We start from the raw sequence: 16,048 nt of genomic DNA on the forward strand, positions 1-16,048 counted from the left end.
CGATCGCTGGGCTACTCCGAGCCATCGAGCTCCAGCGGCGCGAAGCGCTCGCCGTCGAAGACGTAGACTCCCTGAGTGAGGGTGCCGACCCAGAGCTTGCCGTCCCGGGCCCCGAGGATGGAGAGGGCGTAGGCCTCGTCGCCGAGGGCGAAGTGCGTTACCGACTCGCCGTCGTGCCTCCAGACGCCGCCCGCGCCGCAGGCGAACCAGAGGGTGCCGTCGTCGGTCTCGGTCACGGAAGGAAAGTAGGTGAAGTTCGGCGCGGCGTCGGAGTCGGCGCCGGGCAGGCCTGCGCTGCGCTCGTACTGCAGCGTCTCGAAGCCCCCTTCACGGCGCGACTCGGGTGCGACGCGGAAGGACTGGCGCGTGTTGCAGATCCAGAAGCGTCCGGCCCGGTCCTCGTGGATCGAACGGATCCCGAAGGCCCCGCCGGTCGGTGTCGTGGTCAGGCGCTCCTCGTACATCCAGGCCAGCTTCTCGCCGTCGAAGCGGCTCAGCCCCGCGACCGCGGTGCCGAACCACAGGTGCCCGCGACGGTCGCGGTGGATGGTGTAGACGCCGTCGGGCGCGAAGGACGCGTTGCTGTCCGGTGGTTCGGCCGGCCGCGGACCGGGCGGGAGTTCCAGGCGGTACAGGTGCTGGCCGTCGTATCGACAGGGTCCGCCGTGGCCAGGATCGACGACGAGCCAGGTGTCGTTCTCGTCGAGCAACCAGCCGCCCCCCTCCGGCGGCTCTTCCACCGCCAACGCGCTCCACCTCGTCCCATCGAACCGCGCGACTCCACCTGTCGTCGAGACCAGAACGTCTCCACTGACGTGTTGCTCGATGTCGCGCACCTGGCTGCCGACCAGCCCGTCCGCCTCGGTGTAGTGGATCGCGCGCTCGCCGTCGTAGCGATAGACCCCATCGCCGTTGCTACCGAGCCACAGGTCGCCGTTCTGCGCCTCGAACACGCACCAGATGCGCGGGTCGATCTCCGTCACGACCCGGCCGCTCGGCGGATCCACCTCGGGCGGGGCTGCCTCCGCGGGTTCCTGACCGACGAGGGCGATCGCGGCGTTCGCAACAAGGCAGCAGAGCAGCATCTTCGTCCGTGATCTTGGCCGGCCCCGTGGAGCCTGCGGAGACCGTCGGCCCCGTCGCGGTGGGTACGGCAACTGGCCGCGCGAGTTGGGGCGGCTTCCCGGCTGCGGCGGCGGGTCCGGCTGGGCCCATCCGGGTCCAGCCCAGGTGGCACCTCGACTCCCCGGCGGACCGGACCCGGACTGCGACCAGCGCGGCGGAACACCGGCCCCGGATCGACCCGCGGCCCCGCACGGACCGAATCCGGCCCGGCCACGTGCCCATGGGGTAACGTCGAGGGCCCCCGCGACCAGTCGCGGTCAGATGGAATCCTCTGCCCTCAACAAGGTCCTGGACGACGCGACCCTCGACGAGCATGGCCAGCGGCTGCAGAGCCTGGCGCGCGCGCTGGTGGGCGAGTCCGCGGCCGACGACCTGGTCCAGCGCACCTGGCTCGAGGCCCTGCGCTCGCGGACCTTCGCCCTGCTCGGGCAGGACGACCGCGGGCCCTACCTGCGTGGGATCGCCCGCCGGCTGGCGGCCAACGAGCGGCGCCAGGCGGCCCGGCGAGGCAAGCGCGAGGCAGGCGCGGCGCGCTCCGAGGAGATCGGCGGCGTGGGCACCGACCCCGGCGCGACCACCGAGCAGATCGAGCTGCTCGAGGTGGTGCTGAAGAACCTGAAGGACCTGCCCGAGCCCTACCGCACGACCCTGCGCCTGCGCTACCTGGAGCAACTGCCGGCCAAGGAGATCGGCGAGCGCACGGGCGCGAGCGAGGGCGCGGTGCGGGTGCGCGTGCACCGCGGGCTGGGCCTGTTGCGCGAGCGCATGGACCAGTCGCACCGGGGCAACCGCTCGATGTGGTTCCTGCCCCTGGCCAAGTTCGCCGGCGCCGATCGGATCTGGGCCCCGGCCGCGGCGCCCGGCGGTCTGCTGCCCTGGTTGGCGCTGGGCGTGGTCCTGCTCGGGATTCCGGGCCTCTTGTACTTCCTGGGCGGCGACGACCAGCCGCTTCGAAGCTCGGCGCCGATCACCGTCGCCGAGCCGACCGGCGAGGCTCCCTCCGCGCTCGGGACACCGAGTGCCTCCGAACTCGACGGACGCACCGCCGTTGCCGTGGCGCCGGTTGCCAGCGCGGCCGATTCACCGCTCGCGGTCCCGGTGATCACCGTGGTCTCGAGGCCGGATGGCGAGCCCCTGGCCGGCGCGCGCATCCAGCTGCGCGAGTCCGACGGCATCCCCAACCGCCCCTACGATCACGACGAGCTGACCGGCGCCGACGGGCGCGCGCTCTTCCCCCTGGCGTCCAGTGAGGTTCCGCGCTTCGAGATCGAGGTCACCGCGCCCGGCTTCGCGCGGGTACTCGGCAACGTCGCCCCCGAGGTGACCCTGGCGGGCGAGCTGACCATCGACCTGTGGCCGCTCGACGAGTACTCCGGACGGGTGCTCGACTCGGGCGGGACCCCGGTCGTGGGCGCGATCGTCGAGTTGCGCTCGCGCTGGAGCCGTTCGAACCGCTCGCGCTTCGTAACGGGCCCGGAGCTGCTCACGGTGAGGACCGACGAGTTCGGCCACTTCGAGTTGGCGGGCATCGCCGACGGGCCGATGCCGCCGCGCCTGACCCTGATGCATCCGGAGTGCGGGGAGCGGGTGCTCGACGACCTCTCACGCCAGCCGGAGCTGCGCGCCGCCCTGCTCGCCGGCCAGGCCGAGCTGACCCTGGAGCGCGCGAACCGCTCCGTGCAGCTGCGAGTCGTGGATCCGAGCGGCAACCCGATCGCGGGAGCCTCGGTCGCGCCCCCGCGGCTCGAGCGCAAGCAGCCCTCGTGGACAGCCACCACCGACGCCGACGGACGCCTGCGAGCGGCCCTGGGCCCCGGCGACCTGGCCCAGTTCACGGTTGCTGCCGAGGGCTACGGCACGCGCAACGTCCTGGTGCACGGCGACAGCGACCCGGCGGTCGACTTGCAGGTCATCCTGCGCCCGGCCGAGCCGCTCGAAGGTCTGGTGGTCGACCGCCACGGCGAACCGATCCCGGGCGCGAGCGTCTCGGTGGTCGGTCTGCCCCTCGGCCTGCCCGACGGATCGCTGCTGCCAGCGATCGATTCGGTGGAGTCGGCGCGCGCCCTGTTGGACTCGGAGCCCGCGGACCGCGGGCCGGAAGAGATCCTCGCCGGCCATGCCGTCGCGCCCGAGCAGGCGACCTCGGCCGCCTGGCTCTACCTCGATCCGGTTTGGACCGAGCAAGCGGACGAGGAGGGACACTTCGCCTGGGACCGCGGCAGTCGCGGGCCCGTGCTCCTGACGGTCAATGCGCCCGGCTTCGGTGCCCTGTCCCGCTGGTCCGTCGTGGGCGATGACGACCTGCGGGTGGTCCTCGATCCCAGCGGCAACTTCACCCTGCTGGTGGCGTCCGCCGAGACCGGGGAGCGGCCGCCGGAGGCGCGCTGGATCACCCACTACGGTCGCTACGCCGCAGGCGGCGAGGTCGAGCACGTGGGGACCTTCGGCAGCGCCGTGAACCCCGACGGTCGCGTCGAGGTGGCGATCCAGTACACCTGCGACGTGATCGACTACTCGCTGGTCGCCGAGGGCCATGCGACCTTCGACAGCGGTTGGGTCCCCGTGGATGAGCTGCGCGGCCGCACCCTGTCGATCGAGCTCGCGGCGCACCACGCGGACGCGCTGACGATCCTGACCCCGGGGGGAGAACCCGCCGTGGGGGCCGAGGTCTCCTCTTCCCAACCGGGCGCTCCCCTCGACCTGGTCGACGGGGCCCTGGACCCGGGGGGCAGTGGCTACTTCGGCCGTGCCGCGGCCGACGGCTCGATCGAGTGCCCCTGGCCCCAGGTGCGCTCGACCCTGGTCGCCGTCCACCCCGATGGGATCGGGATCATCGAGGGCGACTGGCGGGTCTGGCACGAGCTCGTCCTGACGCCTTGGAGCACCGTCGAGATCGACCTGGGACCCGGCGCCGCCGGGGCCGAGGTGGCCCTTACCACCCGACGGCCCGACCGTAGTGAGGACGCCCGAACCGTCCTCGGTACCGGCGACTTCGCGCCCTCGTCCCTGACCTTCGAGTACCGAATCACCCTGGACGCCCTGGGGCGCGGGACGGTCTTCCGGGTCCCGCCGCTGGTGCTCGGACTGCGGGCCGTCTCGACCCGCGGGGAGCTGCTCGAGGAGCGGGTCAGCCTGCTTCCCGAGGCAGGAAAGATTTTTCCTGTTCGGTCTCGCTAGCCAGCCCGTTGGCCCCCGCGATTTCCGTCCCGAGAGAGGGGACGCCGAGATGGTAGGGAGGGCCCGGCTTGCCCCCGAAGGAGGAGGTCCGACGCAATGCGTTTGCCACCCCCGGGCCCGAGAGCAGCGGTCGTCGAGCACAGCTCGGCGGCCGCTTTCTCGTCTGGGGGCCCTTCGAGCGGTGCAAATCCAGGCTGGCGGGGCCTGAGCCTCGGGTTCGGGTCCCCGGGGGCCCCGACCAGGAACCGCCGCCTCGGGCGCGCCGGGATGCAATCCATCGGGAAGAATGAAACGTGGCCGCCCGCGGACGGCACCTCCCCTCCCGTCATGCCCCCCCGCTCCCTGTCCGCAGAGGCCTGGTTGCTCGAAGCAGCCCGGCTCAGGCCCCTCGTCCGGGCCGTGGTCCGCGACGACCATCTGACGGAGGACGTGCTCCAGGAGACCTGGCTCGCGGCCTCGAACAGCGAGGTCGTCGCCGAGCTCGACGCCCCCGCCCGCCGTTCCTGGCTGCGCACGGTCGCCCGCCGGCTGGCCGCCAAGGCCGCCCGTCGGGATCGGCGCTCCGACGACCTCGAGCAACAGGCCGCCCGCCCCGAAGCCATCACGGCGGACGAGCGGCCGGAGCTGCTCGACGACCTGCGCGTGGTGCTCGAGGAGCTCGGCTCCATGGGAGCCAAGGCTCGCGAAGCCGTCTGCCTGCGCTACCTCGACGGCCTCGATGGCGAGCAGGTCGCGGCCCGGATGGGCTGCAACCCGACCACGGCACGGGTGCGCTTGCACCGCGGCCTGGATGAACTCCGCGAACGGCTGCGCCGACGCTTCGGCGAGGGCGCGCCGGCCGCCTTCGCCCTCCTCGGTCGCTGGACCGACAGCGGCCCGGCGATCGCCCCGATCCCTCCCGACACCGCGCCGACCGACTCCCCCTCCGGCGGGAGCCTCGCCGGCGTCGGCGGCTCGGGCGGCCTCGGGCTGGTCCTCGCCGTGTTGGCCTCGGTGACCTTGCTGGTCGGCTTGGGCATGTACTTGAAGCACGGCGGCGACCCGCCCGACGGCGCGGCAACCTCGCAGCGCCCGACTTCGACCGACGGCTCGGGCGATTCGCGCTTGAGCGCGGTACCCGACGAGCGGGGGGGCAAGCGCAGCACCGCGCTCGTCGAAGCAAGCGTGCCCCGCGAGGAGGCCAGCTCCGCGTCCTTCGATCCGATCGTCGTCGGCGCCGTCGAGGCCGCGACCCGGGAGCCGATCCCCGACGTCGAGCTGCTCGGGTTCGCCGAGCTGCGCGACGGCTCCATCGCGACCATCGACCTTCGGACCGACCACCAGGGCGTGGCGCGACTTCCCTTCGACCCGGCGGACCTGGTCCTGATCGCGATCCACTTCGCTGCACCCGGCCGCGCGCCGGAGGTGCTCTCGCTGCGGCAGCGACAGATGCTCGAAGGACCCGACCGCGCTCGCGCGGTGCCCTTGGCCCGGGGCTCGACGGTGGGCGGCGTGGTGCTCGACGACTTCGACCGTCCGGTCGAGGGCGCTCGCGTGACGATCGAACGCCAGCGCCCCGGCCGAATGCGGACGCGCCACTTCCCCGACTCCCCCCACCTCGTCGCGACCACCGACGCCTCCGGCCGCTGGCAGCTGCCCGCGGTGGACCTCTCGGGGAGTCTGGGTGACGGAGCCCTGGGCAGCCTGCGCCTGCGCGTGGAGTGCGAGGGCTTCGCGACCTGGGAGTCCCGCTCGCCACGGCGCAGCGACGACTTCGCCTTGCTCTCCCGCGAGCTTGAACTCGAGGTGCTGTCGGTACGCCTCGCCACTCCGGGCGTCGCCACCCTGAGCATCGTCGACGGGAACGGGGCTCCGGTCGCAGGCGCTTGGCTCTACGAGATCCAGCCCACGCGCAAGACCAGCGGCGCACTCGTGCGCGGACGCAGCGACGCCCTGGGTCAGATCGCGCTCACGACCGAGGCGAGTAGTCGAGACCTGCGCGTCGAAGCCGCGGGGTACGCCCCAGCCGTGAGCTCGGGACTCGACCGCGCGGAGGGAGACTGGACGATCGAGCTCGAGCGTGGTTCGGTCCTGCGCGGTGTGGTGACCGACGCCTCCGGAGCGCCAGTGGCGGGTGCCCATGTGTCGGCGAGCGTCCGACCGGGAACCGTCGAGACCGGCGTGACGGTCAGCACCGACGCCGACGGCAACTTCGAGCTCGAAGACCTGCCCGCGCGCACAGTGGCCGTTGCGGTCGAACACGCACTGTTTCAGCCCTTCGAAGTCGAGCTGAGCCCCCTGGGCGGTTTCGCCAACCTCACGCTGGTGCGCCGCACGATCGTGACTGGCACGGTGGTCGACATGAGCGGGGCTCCGATCGCCGGCGCGCGGATCGAGAGCGCGCCCGCGGAGTCCGACCAGTGGCGCGCGACATCCGAGGTCAGCGACGACCTCGGCAACTTCACCTTCATCCCCACCCAGCAGGACGTGGGTCGCCGCATCCGGCTCGATGCCGTCGCCCACGGCTTCAAGTCGCAGTCGCCCGTGACCGTCGACACCGCAGCACTGGGCGGGCCGATCCGTCTGCGCCTGATCGGGTCGCCTGACCTGCGCCTGCGCCTGGTCGACCCGGCCGGCAATCCCCTGCCCGCGGTGCAGGTGCGGCTGTGTAGCCCCGGCGCTGCGGAGTGGGACCTGAAGAGCGGCCCGCGCCTGCGGCCCACGCTCGAGTCGGCCAACAGCGGTCCCGATGGAACGGTCGCGATCGCGCGCCGCTCGGACCGGGTCCTCGCCGTGGCCGGCGACGAGTCGGCGCTGGGGGCCCTCGAGGTCGAACTCGACCAGATGGCGGACGAGGCGGCAGTGATCGAAGTGGTGCCGACCTCGCGCCTGCGAGTCGCCCTCCACGGCCGGCCGGGGCTCGGACTACGGCTGACCCTGGTTCCGGCCGAGAGCTCCCCCTTCGCCGCCCACCCCCTGCGCTTGGTCCCCGAGAGCTCCACTTCCGAGCTCGGTCAGATCGAGCTCACGGTCCCCGCCGGTGGAGCGGAGCTGCGTGTCGAGATCCTCGAGCGGTCGGACCAACGCTCCTCCGACACCGAGGAGATCCTCCTGATCCGCGACGGCAGCGGGAGCCGTCGGCCCTATCGGGTCGCGACCAGTTCCGTGATCCCCTTCGAGGTCGCCGCGGGGGCGATGCTGGACCTGGGCGAGCTCTAGTGTCCTGGATCAGCCCCGGTCCGCGGTCGGTCCGACTCGCTCCAGCGCCCACCGAATGCCCCACTCGGGGCAGGCTCGTAGCGGCCGCCCTCGCGGGGCGCCGCGCGCGCGAGGTTCCGTAAGATCTCGTCCATGGCCGACTCCCCCGCCCACGCTCGCCCCGCCGTTCAGATCGGAAACCACCGCCTGGGCGGGGGCGAGCTGTTCTTGATCAGCGGTCCCTGCGTCCTGGAACGCCGCGACCTGACCCTGCAGATCGCCGAGCGCCTGCGCGACATCGCCGGGGAACGGGGCGTGACCGCGGTCTTCAAGGCCAGCTTCGACAAGGCCAACCGCACCTCGATCGGATCCGGCCGCGGCCCCGGCCCCGAGACCGGGCTCGAGTGGTTGGCGGAGGTGCGCGAGACCCTGCAGATGCCCGTCCTGACCGACGTCCACCTGCCCGACCAGTGCGCCGTGGCGGCGGCCTCGGTCGACGTGCTGCAGATCCCGGCCTTCCTGTGCCGCCAGACCGACCTCCTGGTGGCCGCCGCCGAGAGCGGCGCCGTGGTGAACGTGAAGAAGGGTCAGTTCCTGGCGCCCTGGGACATGCGCCACGTGGCGGCCAAGGTTCGTGACAGCGGCAACGACCGGGTGATCGTGACCGAACGCGGCAGCTCCTTCGGCTACGGACGCCTGGTGGTCGACATGGCCGGCTTCGCCGACCTGGACGCGATCGGAGTCCCGGTGGTGTTCGACGCCACCCACTCGGTCCAGCGCCCCGGCGGCTCCGACGGCCGCACCGGGGGCGACCGCTCCCTGGTCCCGGCCCTGGCCCGGGCCGCCGTGGCCACCGGCCAAGTCGACGGCCTGTTCTTCGAGGTCCACCCGGACCCGGACAGCTCGCCCTCGGACGGACCCAACATGGTCCGGCTGGACGACTTCCCGGCCGTGCTCGACGGCTGCCTGGCCGTCTTCCGCGCAGCCCGCGGGCTCAGCTAGTGTCCCGGCTAGTCCGGTCGAGCGCGACCAGGGCCTCGTCCAGCGCGCGCTGGACGACTCGCGGCGCGTGGGAGCGGTGACGGGGCAGACCGCCGGCCGCTTCGATCGCGGCGTTCACGTCGAACGCTTCGGCGAAGGCGCGCGACGCACCGTCGAGGGCTTCCACCAACAGCGAGGCCGTGGCGATCACCGCCGAGCAGGCACTGGCTTCGAAGCGCAGACGCAGCGCGCCGTCCGCTTGACCGACGTACAGCCGCAGGTCGTCGCCGCAGGCGGGGTTCGATCCGCGCCCCTCCGCACAGGGCCATTGCGGACGCCCGACACCCCGCGGTGAACGCAGGTGTTCGGCCAGTACTGGCGAGAGCTCGGCCATGGAAAACGCTGCCAGAATGGCTGAAACGTCCGAATTCGGCCCTTGGGAAAACTATTCCCGACCCGATTCGAGATCGCAAATCGTGTGGCTGAATCGACTTGCGTGTCGGCCTGGGCCGAATCGCGGGGCCCGATTTGCCCCGCGCCGGGACGCCAGTATGTTTCCGCGCCTCAACGATGGAACGAGAAGGGCAAACCAACCGCGAGGTTGGGGCGCAAAGCCGCGGGCCCCTAGTGGGCAGCCGGGCTACCGAAAGCCGTCAACGCCTTCTGCACGTCATCCGAGGGGTGAGGGTCCCTGAGCCCTCCTACTGGTTCGAGTTACCAGTCGATCGGAAGTCGTGCGTCCCCGTCTCGGTTGTCCCGAGGCGGGGGCGCCGTCCGACCCTTCGGCGCTCGAACCACGGGAACGCAGGCTGTCCGCGACTCTGGACCCGCTCCCATGGATCACCACGTGCTCTTCGACGACGCGACCCGGGCAACCCGCTCGGGTCTCTGCGTCGTTACTTCGCACGTGGATCGCGACGACGTACCGCCGGCCGCGCTGCGGCCGGGCGAGACGGGGGGAGGAAGGATGGAGAAGAACGCCCCACGCAGGTCGCGCCGAGTTCGTGCAGGAGGTCCCCGACCGGGGTCCGTCGGCACCTCGACGCACCAGCCAGGGCACGTGCGGAACGCTGTGGGGACGGCGTCCGTGCGTCAGACGGAGGAGATGCACGTCCGGGGAGCAGATGGGGACCTGCACCCGGACACTTTCGCCGCTGCCGCTCTCAACGGGGATAGAGCACGACGCGACGGGGACTGCCCGGGCTTCTGGCTCGGGTAGCGCGACGTCGGCGCCGTACACCGGCGCCGGGATCGGCGATGCGAGGGCATGGAGCCGCTGCTCTGTGCCCTCGCTCTATTCAAGGCCCCCGCGCCGCGGGAGCTTCAACATCACCGCAAGCCTGGCCGAGGAACCCTCGAGGCAAGATGCGACGCGTCCTGCCATGCTCCAACGCCGCCAGGCGTCAGGCCAAGGGCGGCTTGAGACAGGACGCTACGCGTCCTGCCACGCTCCAACGCCGCCAGGCGTCAGGCCAAGGACGACTCGAGGCTGGACGCTACGCGTCCTGCCATGCTCCAACGCCGCCAGGCGTTGGGCCAAGGGCGGCTTGAGACAGGACGCTATGCGTCCTGTCTCAACCGGCCCAACCGCTCCTGCAACCGGTCGATCAACCGCGCGTGGATCTTGCACACGCGCGACTCCGACAAGCCGGTGAGCTGGCCGATCTCGCGCATCGGCAGCTCCTCCCAGTACTTCAGGTAGACGATGCGGTACTCCTGCTCCGTCAAGCGCTGGGCGACCAGGCCGAGCAGCTCCTCGCGCGTGAGGCGCACGTCGGGAGCGTCGCCGCGGGTGTCGGGTACGACGTCGAGGCCGGAACTCGACTCACCGTCGTCGTTGTCGCGTTCGGCGGATCCCGTCGCTGCGCCCGGGAAGACGGTGCCGAACAGCATCTGGTAGTCGGCCACGGAGAGGTCCATGGCCTCGGCCACCTCCTGGTCCCGGGGCCGGCGGCCGAGGTCGGCGCGCAGGCGCTCGCGGATGCGCTTGTGCTGCTCGATCAGTGCTCGCCAGGGGCGCGGCAGCCAATCCTGGGCCCTCAACTCGTCGAGCAGGGCGCCCTTGATGCGCCGCTCGCCGTAGACCTCGAAGGGCACGCCGCGCTCGGTGTCGAAGCTCTGGATCGACTTCATCAGGCCGACGTTGGCGGCGGTCTGTAGGTCACCGCGGTCGATGTTGCGTGGCAGTCGGCTGGCGAAGCGGCGCACCACCGAGTGCACCAGACCCTGGTAGGCCTCAACCAGCTCGTTGCGCGCGGCGTCTCCGGGTGCCTTCGTAAAGGCGGCCCACAGAACCTCGCGCTCTCGCTCCCTGCGCTTCGCGGCTTCGGTCGTGCTGTGCTCGCGACCCTGCCGGTCGTCGCGCCGAGCAGCCGGTAGCTTCTCCGGCGCCACGCCATGCGGCGGTTCTTGCAGACTCGAGGGGCGGGCGTCCGCCGTCGATTGGGCTGATGTCGTCGTTCGTTTCATCCGGCCCCGCGGCGGGTCTCGTCGAAGTCGTCGAGTGCCTTCGGAGCACGTCTTCGACCTTCGCAGAGCGTCGCGGGTACGTCACCGAGCGCCCAGAAGGGCACTCGATGCGTTCCGATGTACAAAGCCCGTCCAGCGACCGCAAGCAATAGATCGACGCGCCACCGGTTGCAGTCTTGCTGCTCGGATCCACTCGAGCGCGCTGAACGCGTCGATCACAGGTCGTGCGGACGCTCGTCGGGTTCGAAGCCGAGCCGCTGCATGACCGCGGACTCGGCCGCGCGCATCCGTTGCCGATCCTCGGCTTCGTGGTCGTCGTAGCCGCACAGGTGCAACGTTCCATGCACCAAGTAGAGCGTGATCTCACGCTCCAAGGAGGTCCCGCGGGCGCTGCTGACTGCGCGCGCGCGGTCGACGCTGACGATGACTTCTCCACCCGGGCCGGGCCCGTCGTCCTCGAGGTCGAAGCTCATCACGTCCGTCACCGAGGGATCACCCAGACAGCGCTCGTGCAGCTCAGCGAGGGTCGGATCGTCCACCAGGGCGACGCTCAGCTCGAAATCGGGACGCTGCCCGTACTCCAGGGCCTCACGGACGGCCCGCGCGACCCCGTCATCGCCCGGCGCAACGGGCTCGACGAGCCACTCCACGTGGACCTTCAAGGGTTCTCCACAGCCGCACCGTCGCCGTCACGCCCATCGCGCGACGACGGGTCAGGCTTCGTCAGGTCTCGCACCGGCGCCTCGTAGGCCCGCACGATCTGCTCCACCAACGGGTGGCGCACGATGTCACCGGCGTTGAACTCGACGACCCCGATGCCCGCGAAGCCCCGCACGCGACGCACCGCGTCGACCAGGCCGCTGGGCTGGCGCGTGTCCAAGTCGTTCTGGGTCGGGTCGCCCGTAACGACCATGCGGCCGCCCTCGCCGAGGCGCGTCAGGAACATCTTCATCTGACCCGGCGTGGTGTTCTGGGCCTCGTCCAGGATCACGAAGGCGTGGGACAGGGTCCGGCCGCGCATGTAGGCCAAGGGCGCGATCTCGAGCACGCCCGCCTCGGCGAGCTGCCCGACGTCCTCGAAGGGGATGATCTCGTACAGCGCGTCGTAGATCGGCCGGATGTAGGGATCGAGCTTGGCCTGGAGGTCGCCGGGCAGGAAGCCCAGCCGCTCGCCGGCCTCGACCACGGGCCGCGAGATGATGATGCGACGCACCTCGCCCGCGCGCAGGGCGCGCACCGCGGCCACCACGGCCAGGAAGGTCTTGCCGGTGCCGGCCGAGCCGAGGCCGAAGGTCAGCGCGTGGCGTTCGATCGCCTCGAGGTAGCGGCGTTGGTTCTGGGAGCGCGGCTCGACCGCGCGCGGGCGCGAGACCTGCACCCGCCGGCGCGGTCCGCGGGAACGCCCGCCGTCGGCGGCGCCGAACTCGCGCTCGGGGCTGTCGGGATCGCGGGTGACGACGGCGGTGCGGTCCTGCACCGTGCCCGCGGGTAGCCCGGCGCCGAGGATCTCCTCGATCGTCGTCGGGTGCAGTTCGCGACCCTTGCGGTGCTTGCCGAGCAAATGCTCGAGGCGCTTGCGCGCCTCCTCGACCGCGGCCGGCTCGCCCTTCAGGCGCAGGTTCCCGCCGCGCGTGAAGAGCTCGATGTCGAGCGCGTCCCGCAGCAGCTTGGCGTGGCGGTCATAGGGTCCGAGGACGAGGATCGCCTCGTCGTGGGAGCGCAGCGGGATCGTCAGCTCGAGCAAGGAATCCTCCGGCCGCGCGAGGCGACCGTTCGCAGAAGAGTCGTCGTGTACACGACGTCGGTCAAACGAACACGAGGCCCCAGGCCAACAGGGCCACCGGAACCGTCAGTAGCAGGCTATCGACCACATCGAGGAATCCGCCCGATGCGCCCAGGGCGGCGCTCGAGTCTTTCACCCCGGAGCGGCGCTTGGCCAGGCTCTCCACCAGGTCGCCCGCCTGGGCGGCCAGGTTGATCACGACACCCAACCCCAGCCCGACCAGCGTCGGCGAGAGACCCTCGCGGATGGCCGGAAGCAAGTTCGCAGCGCCCAAGGCGGCCCCGCACACGGCCCCGCCCACCAGCGAGGCCAGGCAGCCCTCGGTGGTCTTGCCCGGACTCAAGTGCGGGAAGGGATGGTGGCGTCCGAAGGCGTTGCCCCCGTAGTAGCCGGCGATGTCGCCGACCTTCGAGAGCACGATCAAGAGCACCAGACCGCGGGTGCCGTGGTCCAGATGGATCCAGGCCATCAGCGGCAGGGCGGGTGCGACCCACAGGGCCAAGAGACCGGTCCGGGCCAAGCGTCCGGCCTCGCGGCCGCCCGCGGCCGAATGCCCGACGAGGCCCGCGGCGCCGGCAGCGCCGTAGACCAGCAGCCCGCCGAGCGCGCCGCGGGAGATCGATCCTTCGACGCCGAGCCAGGCCAGCCCGACGACCGCGACCAGTGCCGCCCACAGGCCTACCCGTCGCGGCGCAAGGGCCAGGGAACCCAGGCCGCCCAGCTCCCAAACCGAGGCCGCGGCGAGCAGCGCGGCCACGCCCAGCACCGGCAGGGACGAGCCCAGCTCGTCGGCCACGACGATCAGGAGCGTCACGACCAGCGCCAGGCCGCCGCCGGTCAGGGTTCGCCGCAGGATCGCGGCCCGCTTCGAGCGGGGCTTGCTGGAAGACGCAGCGTCCGAGCTGGCACCGCGCGGCGCCGCGTCCTTCGGATCAGCCCCTCGGCGATGATCCGTCATCCCTTGCGCTCGCCGTCGTCGCCGCCGGGGCCGACCGCATCGACCAGCCCGCCGAACTTGCGCGTGCGCCGGGCGTAGCTCTCGAGCGCCTTCAGGAGCTGGGCGCGGTCGAAGTCGGGCCAGCAGACATCGGCGACGTGCAGCTCCGCGTAGGAGGCCTGCCAGAGCAGGAAGTTCGAAAGTCGCATCTCCCCCGCCGTGCGGATCATCAGGTCAGGATCGGGGGTGACGGGGTCGTAGAGGTAGCGACGCATGGTCTGCTCGTCGATCGTGTCCGGATCGAGCAGGCCCGCCATCGCGTCGCGCGCGACGCCCTTCAGGGCGTCGGCGAGCTCCGCCCGACTGCCGTAGGACAGGGCCAGGCGCAGCAGCATGCCCTCGTTCTCCCCGGTGACCCGCTCGGTCTCGCGCAGCGTCCGCAGGGAATCCTCCGGCAGGTCGTCGACGCGACCGATCGCCCGCAGCCGCACGCCGTTTCGCATCAAGGTCGGCCGCTCCTGCACCAGATAGCGCTTGAGCAGGCGCATCAGATACAGGACCTCGCGCCGCGGTCGCTTCCAGTTCTCGACCGAGAAGGCGTAGAGCGTGAGGCTCTTGACGCCCATCTCCGCGCAGGAGGTGGTGATCTCACGCACCGTCCGCGCGCCGCGCCGGTGGCCGAAGACGCGCCGCAGACCCTGGGCCTGGGCCCAACGCCCATTGCCATCCATGATGATGGCGATGTGCTCCGGGAAGGGCCCGCCGAAGTCGGGGCGCTCGATGTTGGGTCGAGTCATGCCTGCGTTCGACGGTAGCGCAAGGAACGTCTGGTGGGCGGTGGGAGCTGGGAGGAAGTGGGAGCGGCCGGTCGCGGAGCCCTTCGATCAGCGCACGGCGCGCAGGCCGCGGTCGATCAACTGTTCCCGGTCGGGGCCGACGGAGATCATACGGATCGGCGCTGCGACCACGCCCTCGAGCCATTCGACGTAGTCCCGAGCGGCCGCCGGGAGGTCGGCGTACTGGCGGCAGGCGGTGATGTCCTCGCTCCACCCGGGCCGGTGCTCGTACTCGACCTCGATCGCCGACAGGTCGTTCAGCTCGCCGGGGAAGTGCTCGCGCCGCTCCCCGTCCAGGCGGTAGGCCACGCCGACGGGGATCGTCTCCAGGCCGGAGAGCACGTCCAGGTTGGTCAGGATCCAGCCCTCGGCGCCGTTGAACTCGAGGGCGTAGCGCAGGGCCACGGCGTCCAGCCAACCACAGCGCCGCGGGCGACCGGTGGTGGCGCCGTACTCGTGACCGCGCTCGCGCAGGTCCTCGCCGGCCTTGCCGTGGTCCTCGGTGGGGAAGGGCCCCTCGCCCACGCGGGTGCAGTAGGCCTTGGCGATGCCGTAGGCCGGGCCGAGGCGCGCGGGGGGGAAGCCTGTGCCCGGTGCAATCCCACCCACGCCGGTGCTCGACGAGGTCACGAAAGGATAGGTGCCGTGGTCCAGGTCGAGCATCGCGCCCTGGGCCGCTTCGAACAGGAGCCGCTTGCCGTCCCTGTCCGCCTTGCGCAGCAGCGCGCCCGTGTCGCACACGAACGGCTTCAGGCGCTCGCCGAGGGCCGCGTAGCGCTGGACCTGCTCGTCGAGGTCCAGGGGCGCCTCGTCGAACAGCTTCTCGCGCTGGGCGTTGCGCTCGAGCAGGATCGCGCCCAAGCGCTCGCGGAAGGTCGCCGTGTCGATCAGGTCGCCCATCCGCAGGCCGCTGCGCGCCGCCTTGTCGGCGTAGGCCGGACCGATGCCGCGCCCGGTGGTGCCCAGGCGCCGCTCGCCGCGCAGGCGCTCGGCATTCTGATCGGCACCCATGTGGTGCTCGAAGATGACGTGGGCGCGGGCGGAGATCTTGAGCGACGCGGGTGTCACCTCGATGCCGGCCTCCATCAGCCCGTCGAGCTCCTCGACCAGCTTGCACGGGTCGATGGCCACGCCGTTGGCGATGACGTTGAGACGCCCGGGGTGCAGCACACCCGATGGAATCAGGTGCAGGACGAACTTGCGTCCGTCGGCGACGACCGTGTGGCCTGCGTTCGAACCACCCTGGTAACGCACGACGAGATCGACGTCGGGTGCCAGGCTGTCGATGATCTTGCCCTTGCCCTCGTCACCCCATTGGGCACCGAAGACGCAGAGAGAAGGCATGGGTAGCGCGCGGCGCCGCACGGGGCACCGCGAGGGGGGACCGGCGCCTGGTGGGCGCCTGGAGTCGCGGGAGGGTCTCGGCGGAACCTGCCTGCCGAGGGCGAAGCGGAGGATTCTCCGGGTCAGCGCAGCCTCCGACAAGGTCCGATCGTCCGCAAGGGCCAGTCGGCCGCGCTCGAACGCGCGAGCTGGCCCGGAGCCCCGCTCGTGGCGACCGTC

General features: G+C 71.5%; 11 protein-coding genes and 1 riboswitch. Of the genes, 3 read left to right on the plus strand and 8 right to left on the minus strand.

The genetic code is table 11. The features are described from left to right. Positions 1–11: 11 nt before the first annotated feature. On the minus strand, positions 12–1,085 hold the full coding sequence (locus Pla133_RS19885; RefSeq protein ID WP_145068485.1) for a ligand-binding sensor domain-containing protein: 1,074 nt from the start codon (positions 1,083–1,085) through the stop codon (positions 12–14). 301 nt (positions 1,086–1,386) lie between these two features. On the opposite strand from Pla133_RS19885, the gene Pla133_RS19890 reads away from it, so the two are divergent. The 3 genes from Pla133_RS19890 (at position 1,387) to kdsA (ending at position 8,481) form a co-directional block, all read left to right on the plus strand. Continuing rightward, on the plus strand, positions 1,387–4,302 hold the full coding sequence (locus Pla133_RS19890; protein ID WP_145068487.1) for a sigma-70 family RNA polymerase sigma factor: 2,916 nt from the start codon (positions 1,387–1,389) through the stop codon (positions 4,300–4,302). Positions 4,303–4,629: 327 nt separating this feature from the next. Continuing rightward, positions 4,630–7,500, plus strand: coding sequence for a sigma-70 family RNA polymerase sigma factor (locus Pla133_RS19895; RefSeq protein WP_419191756.1), 2,871 nt, complete (start codon positions 4,630–4,632; stop codon positions 7,498–7,500). Positions 7,501–7,632: 132 nt separating this feature from the next. Further along, the gene (gene kdsA / locus Pla133_RS19900; protein ID WP_145068491.1) at positions 7,633–8,481 is read left to right on the plus strand and encodes a 3-deoxy-8-phosphooctulonate synthase; all 849 of its coding nucleotides are present in this window, start codon (positions 7,633–7,635) and stop codon (positions 8,479–8,481) included. Here kdsA and Pla133_RS19905 read toward each other — a convergent pair. From Pla133_RS19905 to Pla133_RS19935, 7 genes are all read right to left on the minus strand, one after another. Continuing rightward, positions 8,474–8,854, minus strand: coding sequence for an iron-sulfur cluster assembly scaffold protein (locus tag Pla133_RS19905; RefSeq protein ID WP_145068493.1), 381 nt, complete (start codon positions 8,852–8,854; stop codon positions 8,474–8,476). The two genes, kdsA and Pla133_RS19905, sit on opposite strands and share 8 nt — an antisense overlap. A 179-nt stretch (positions 8,855–9,033) precedes the next feature. Beyond that, positions 9,034–9,108: riboswitch (cyclic di-GMP riboswitch) on the plus strand. Between the two features lie 912 nt (positions 9,109–10,020). Further along, the gene (locus tag Pla133_RS19910; RefSeq protein ID WP_419191757.1) at positions 10,021–10,854 is read right to left on the minus strand and encodes a sigma-70 family RNA polymerase sigma factor; all 834 of its coding nucleotides are present in this window, start codon (positions 10,852–10,854) and stop codon (positions 10,021–10,023) included. Between the two features lie 290 nt (positions 10,855–11,144). Continuing rightward, entirely contained in the window at positions 11,145–11,591 is a 447-nt protein-coding gene (gene ybeY, locus Pla133_RS19915; RefSeq protein WP_145068497.1) for an rRNA maturation RNase YbeY, read from the minus strand. Continuing rightward, the gene (locus Pla133_RS19920) at positions 11,588–12,673 is read right to left on the minus strand and encodes a PhoH family protein (RefSeq protein WP_419191758.1); all 1,086 of its coding nucleotides are present in this window, start codon (positions 12,671–12,673) and stop codon (positions 11,588–11,590) included. The genes ybeY and Pla133_RS19920 overlap by 4 nt, the downstream gene beginning before the upstream one ends. 61 nt (positions 12,674–12,734) lie before the next feature. Then, entirely contained in the window at positions 12,735–13,670 is a 936-nt protein-coding gene (locus tag Pla133_RS19925; RefSeq protein ID WP_145068499.1) for a phosphatidate cytidylyltransferase, read from the minus strand. Continuing rightward, positions 13,667–14,446, minus strand: a complete 780-nt coding sequence (locus Pla133_RS19930) for an isoprenyl transferase (RefSeq protein WP_145068501.1) — start codon at positions 14,444–14,446, stop codon at positions 13,667–13,669. Before Pla133_RS19930 ends, Pla133_RS19925 begins: the two co-directional genes overlap by 4 nt. Before the next feature lie 87 nt (positions 14,447–14,533). Next, positions 14,534–15,829, minus strand: coding sequence for an adenylosuccinate synthase (locus Pla133_RS19935; RefSeq protein WP_145068503.1), 1,296 nt, complete (start codon positions 15,827–15,829; stop codon positions 14,534–14,536). Between the last annotated feature and the right edge of the window lie 219 nt (positions 15,830–16,048).

The sequence above is a fragment of the Engelhardtia mirabilis genome (assembly GCF_007748095.1).
In the GTDB taxonomy this organism is placed as follows: Bacteria; Planctomycetota; UBA1135; order UBA1135.

Bases quoted from the DNA above. Each gene is read 5' to 3' on its own strand.
- Pla133_RS19905 (WP_145068493.1), bottom strand. From the start codon at position 8,854: ATGGCCGAGCTCTCGCCAGTACTGGCCGAACACCTGCGTTCACCGCGG.
- Pla133_RS19930 (WP_145068501.1), bottom strand. From the start codon at position 14,446: ATGACTCGACCCAACATCGAGCGCCCCGACTTCGGCGGGCCCTTCCCG.
- Pla133_RS19885 (WP_145068485.1), bottom strand. From the start codon at position 1,085: ATGCTGCTCTGCTGCCTTGTTGCGAACGCCGCGATCGCCCTCGTCGGT.
- Pla133_RS19890 (WP_145068487.1), top strand. From the start codon at position 1,387: ATGGAATCCTCTGCCCTCAACAAGGTCCTGGACGACGCGACCCTCGAC.
- Pla133_RS19925 (WP_145068499.1), bottom strand. From the start codon at position 13,670: ATGACGGATCATCGCCGAGGGGCTGATCCGAAGGACGCGGCGCCGCGC.
- kdsA (WP_145068491.1), top strand. From the start codon at position 7,633: ATGGCCGACTCCCCCGCCCACGCTCGCCCCGCCGTTCAGATCGGAAAC.
- Pla133_RS19935 (WP_145068503.1), bottom strand. From the start codon at position 15,829: ATGCCTTCTCTCTGCGTCTTCGGTGCCCAATGGGGTGACGAGGGCAAG.
- Pla133_RS19895 (WP_419191756.1), top strand. From the start codon at position 4,630: ATGCCCCCCCGCTCCCTGTCCGCAGAGGCCTGGTTGCTCGAAGCAGCC.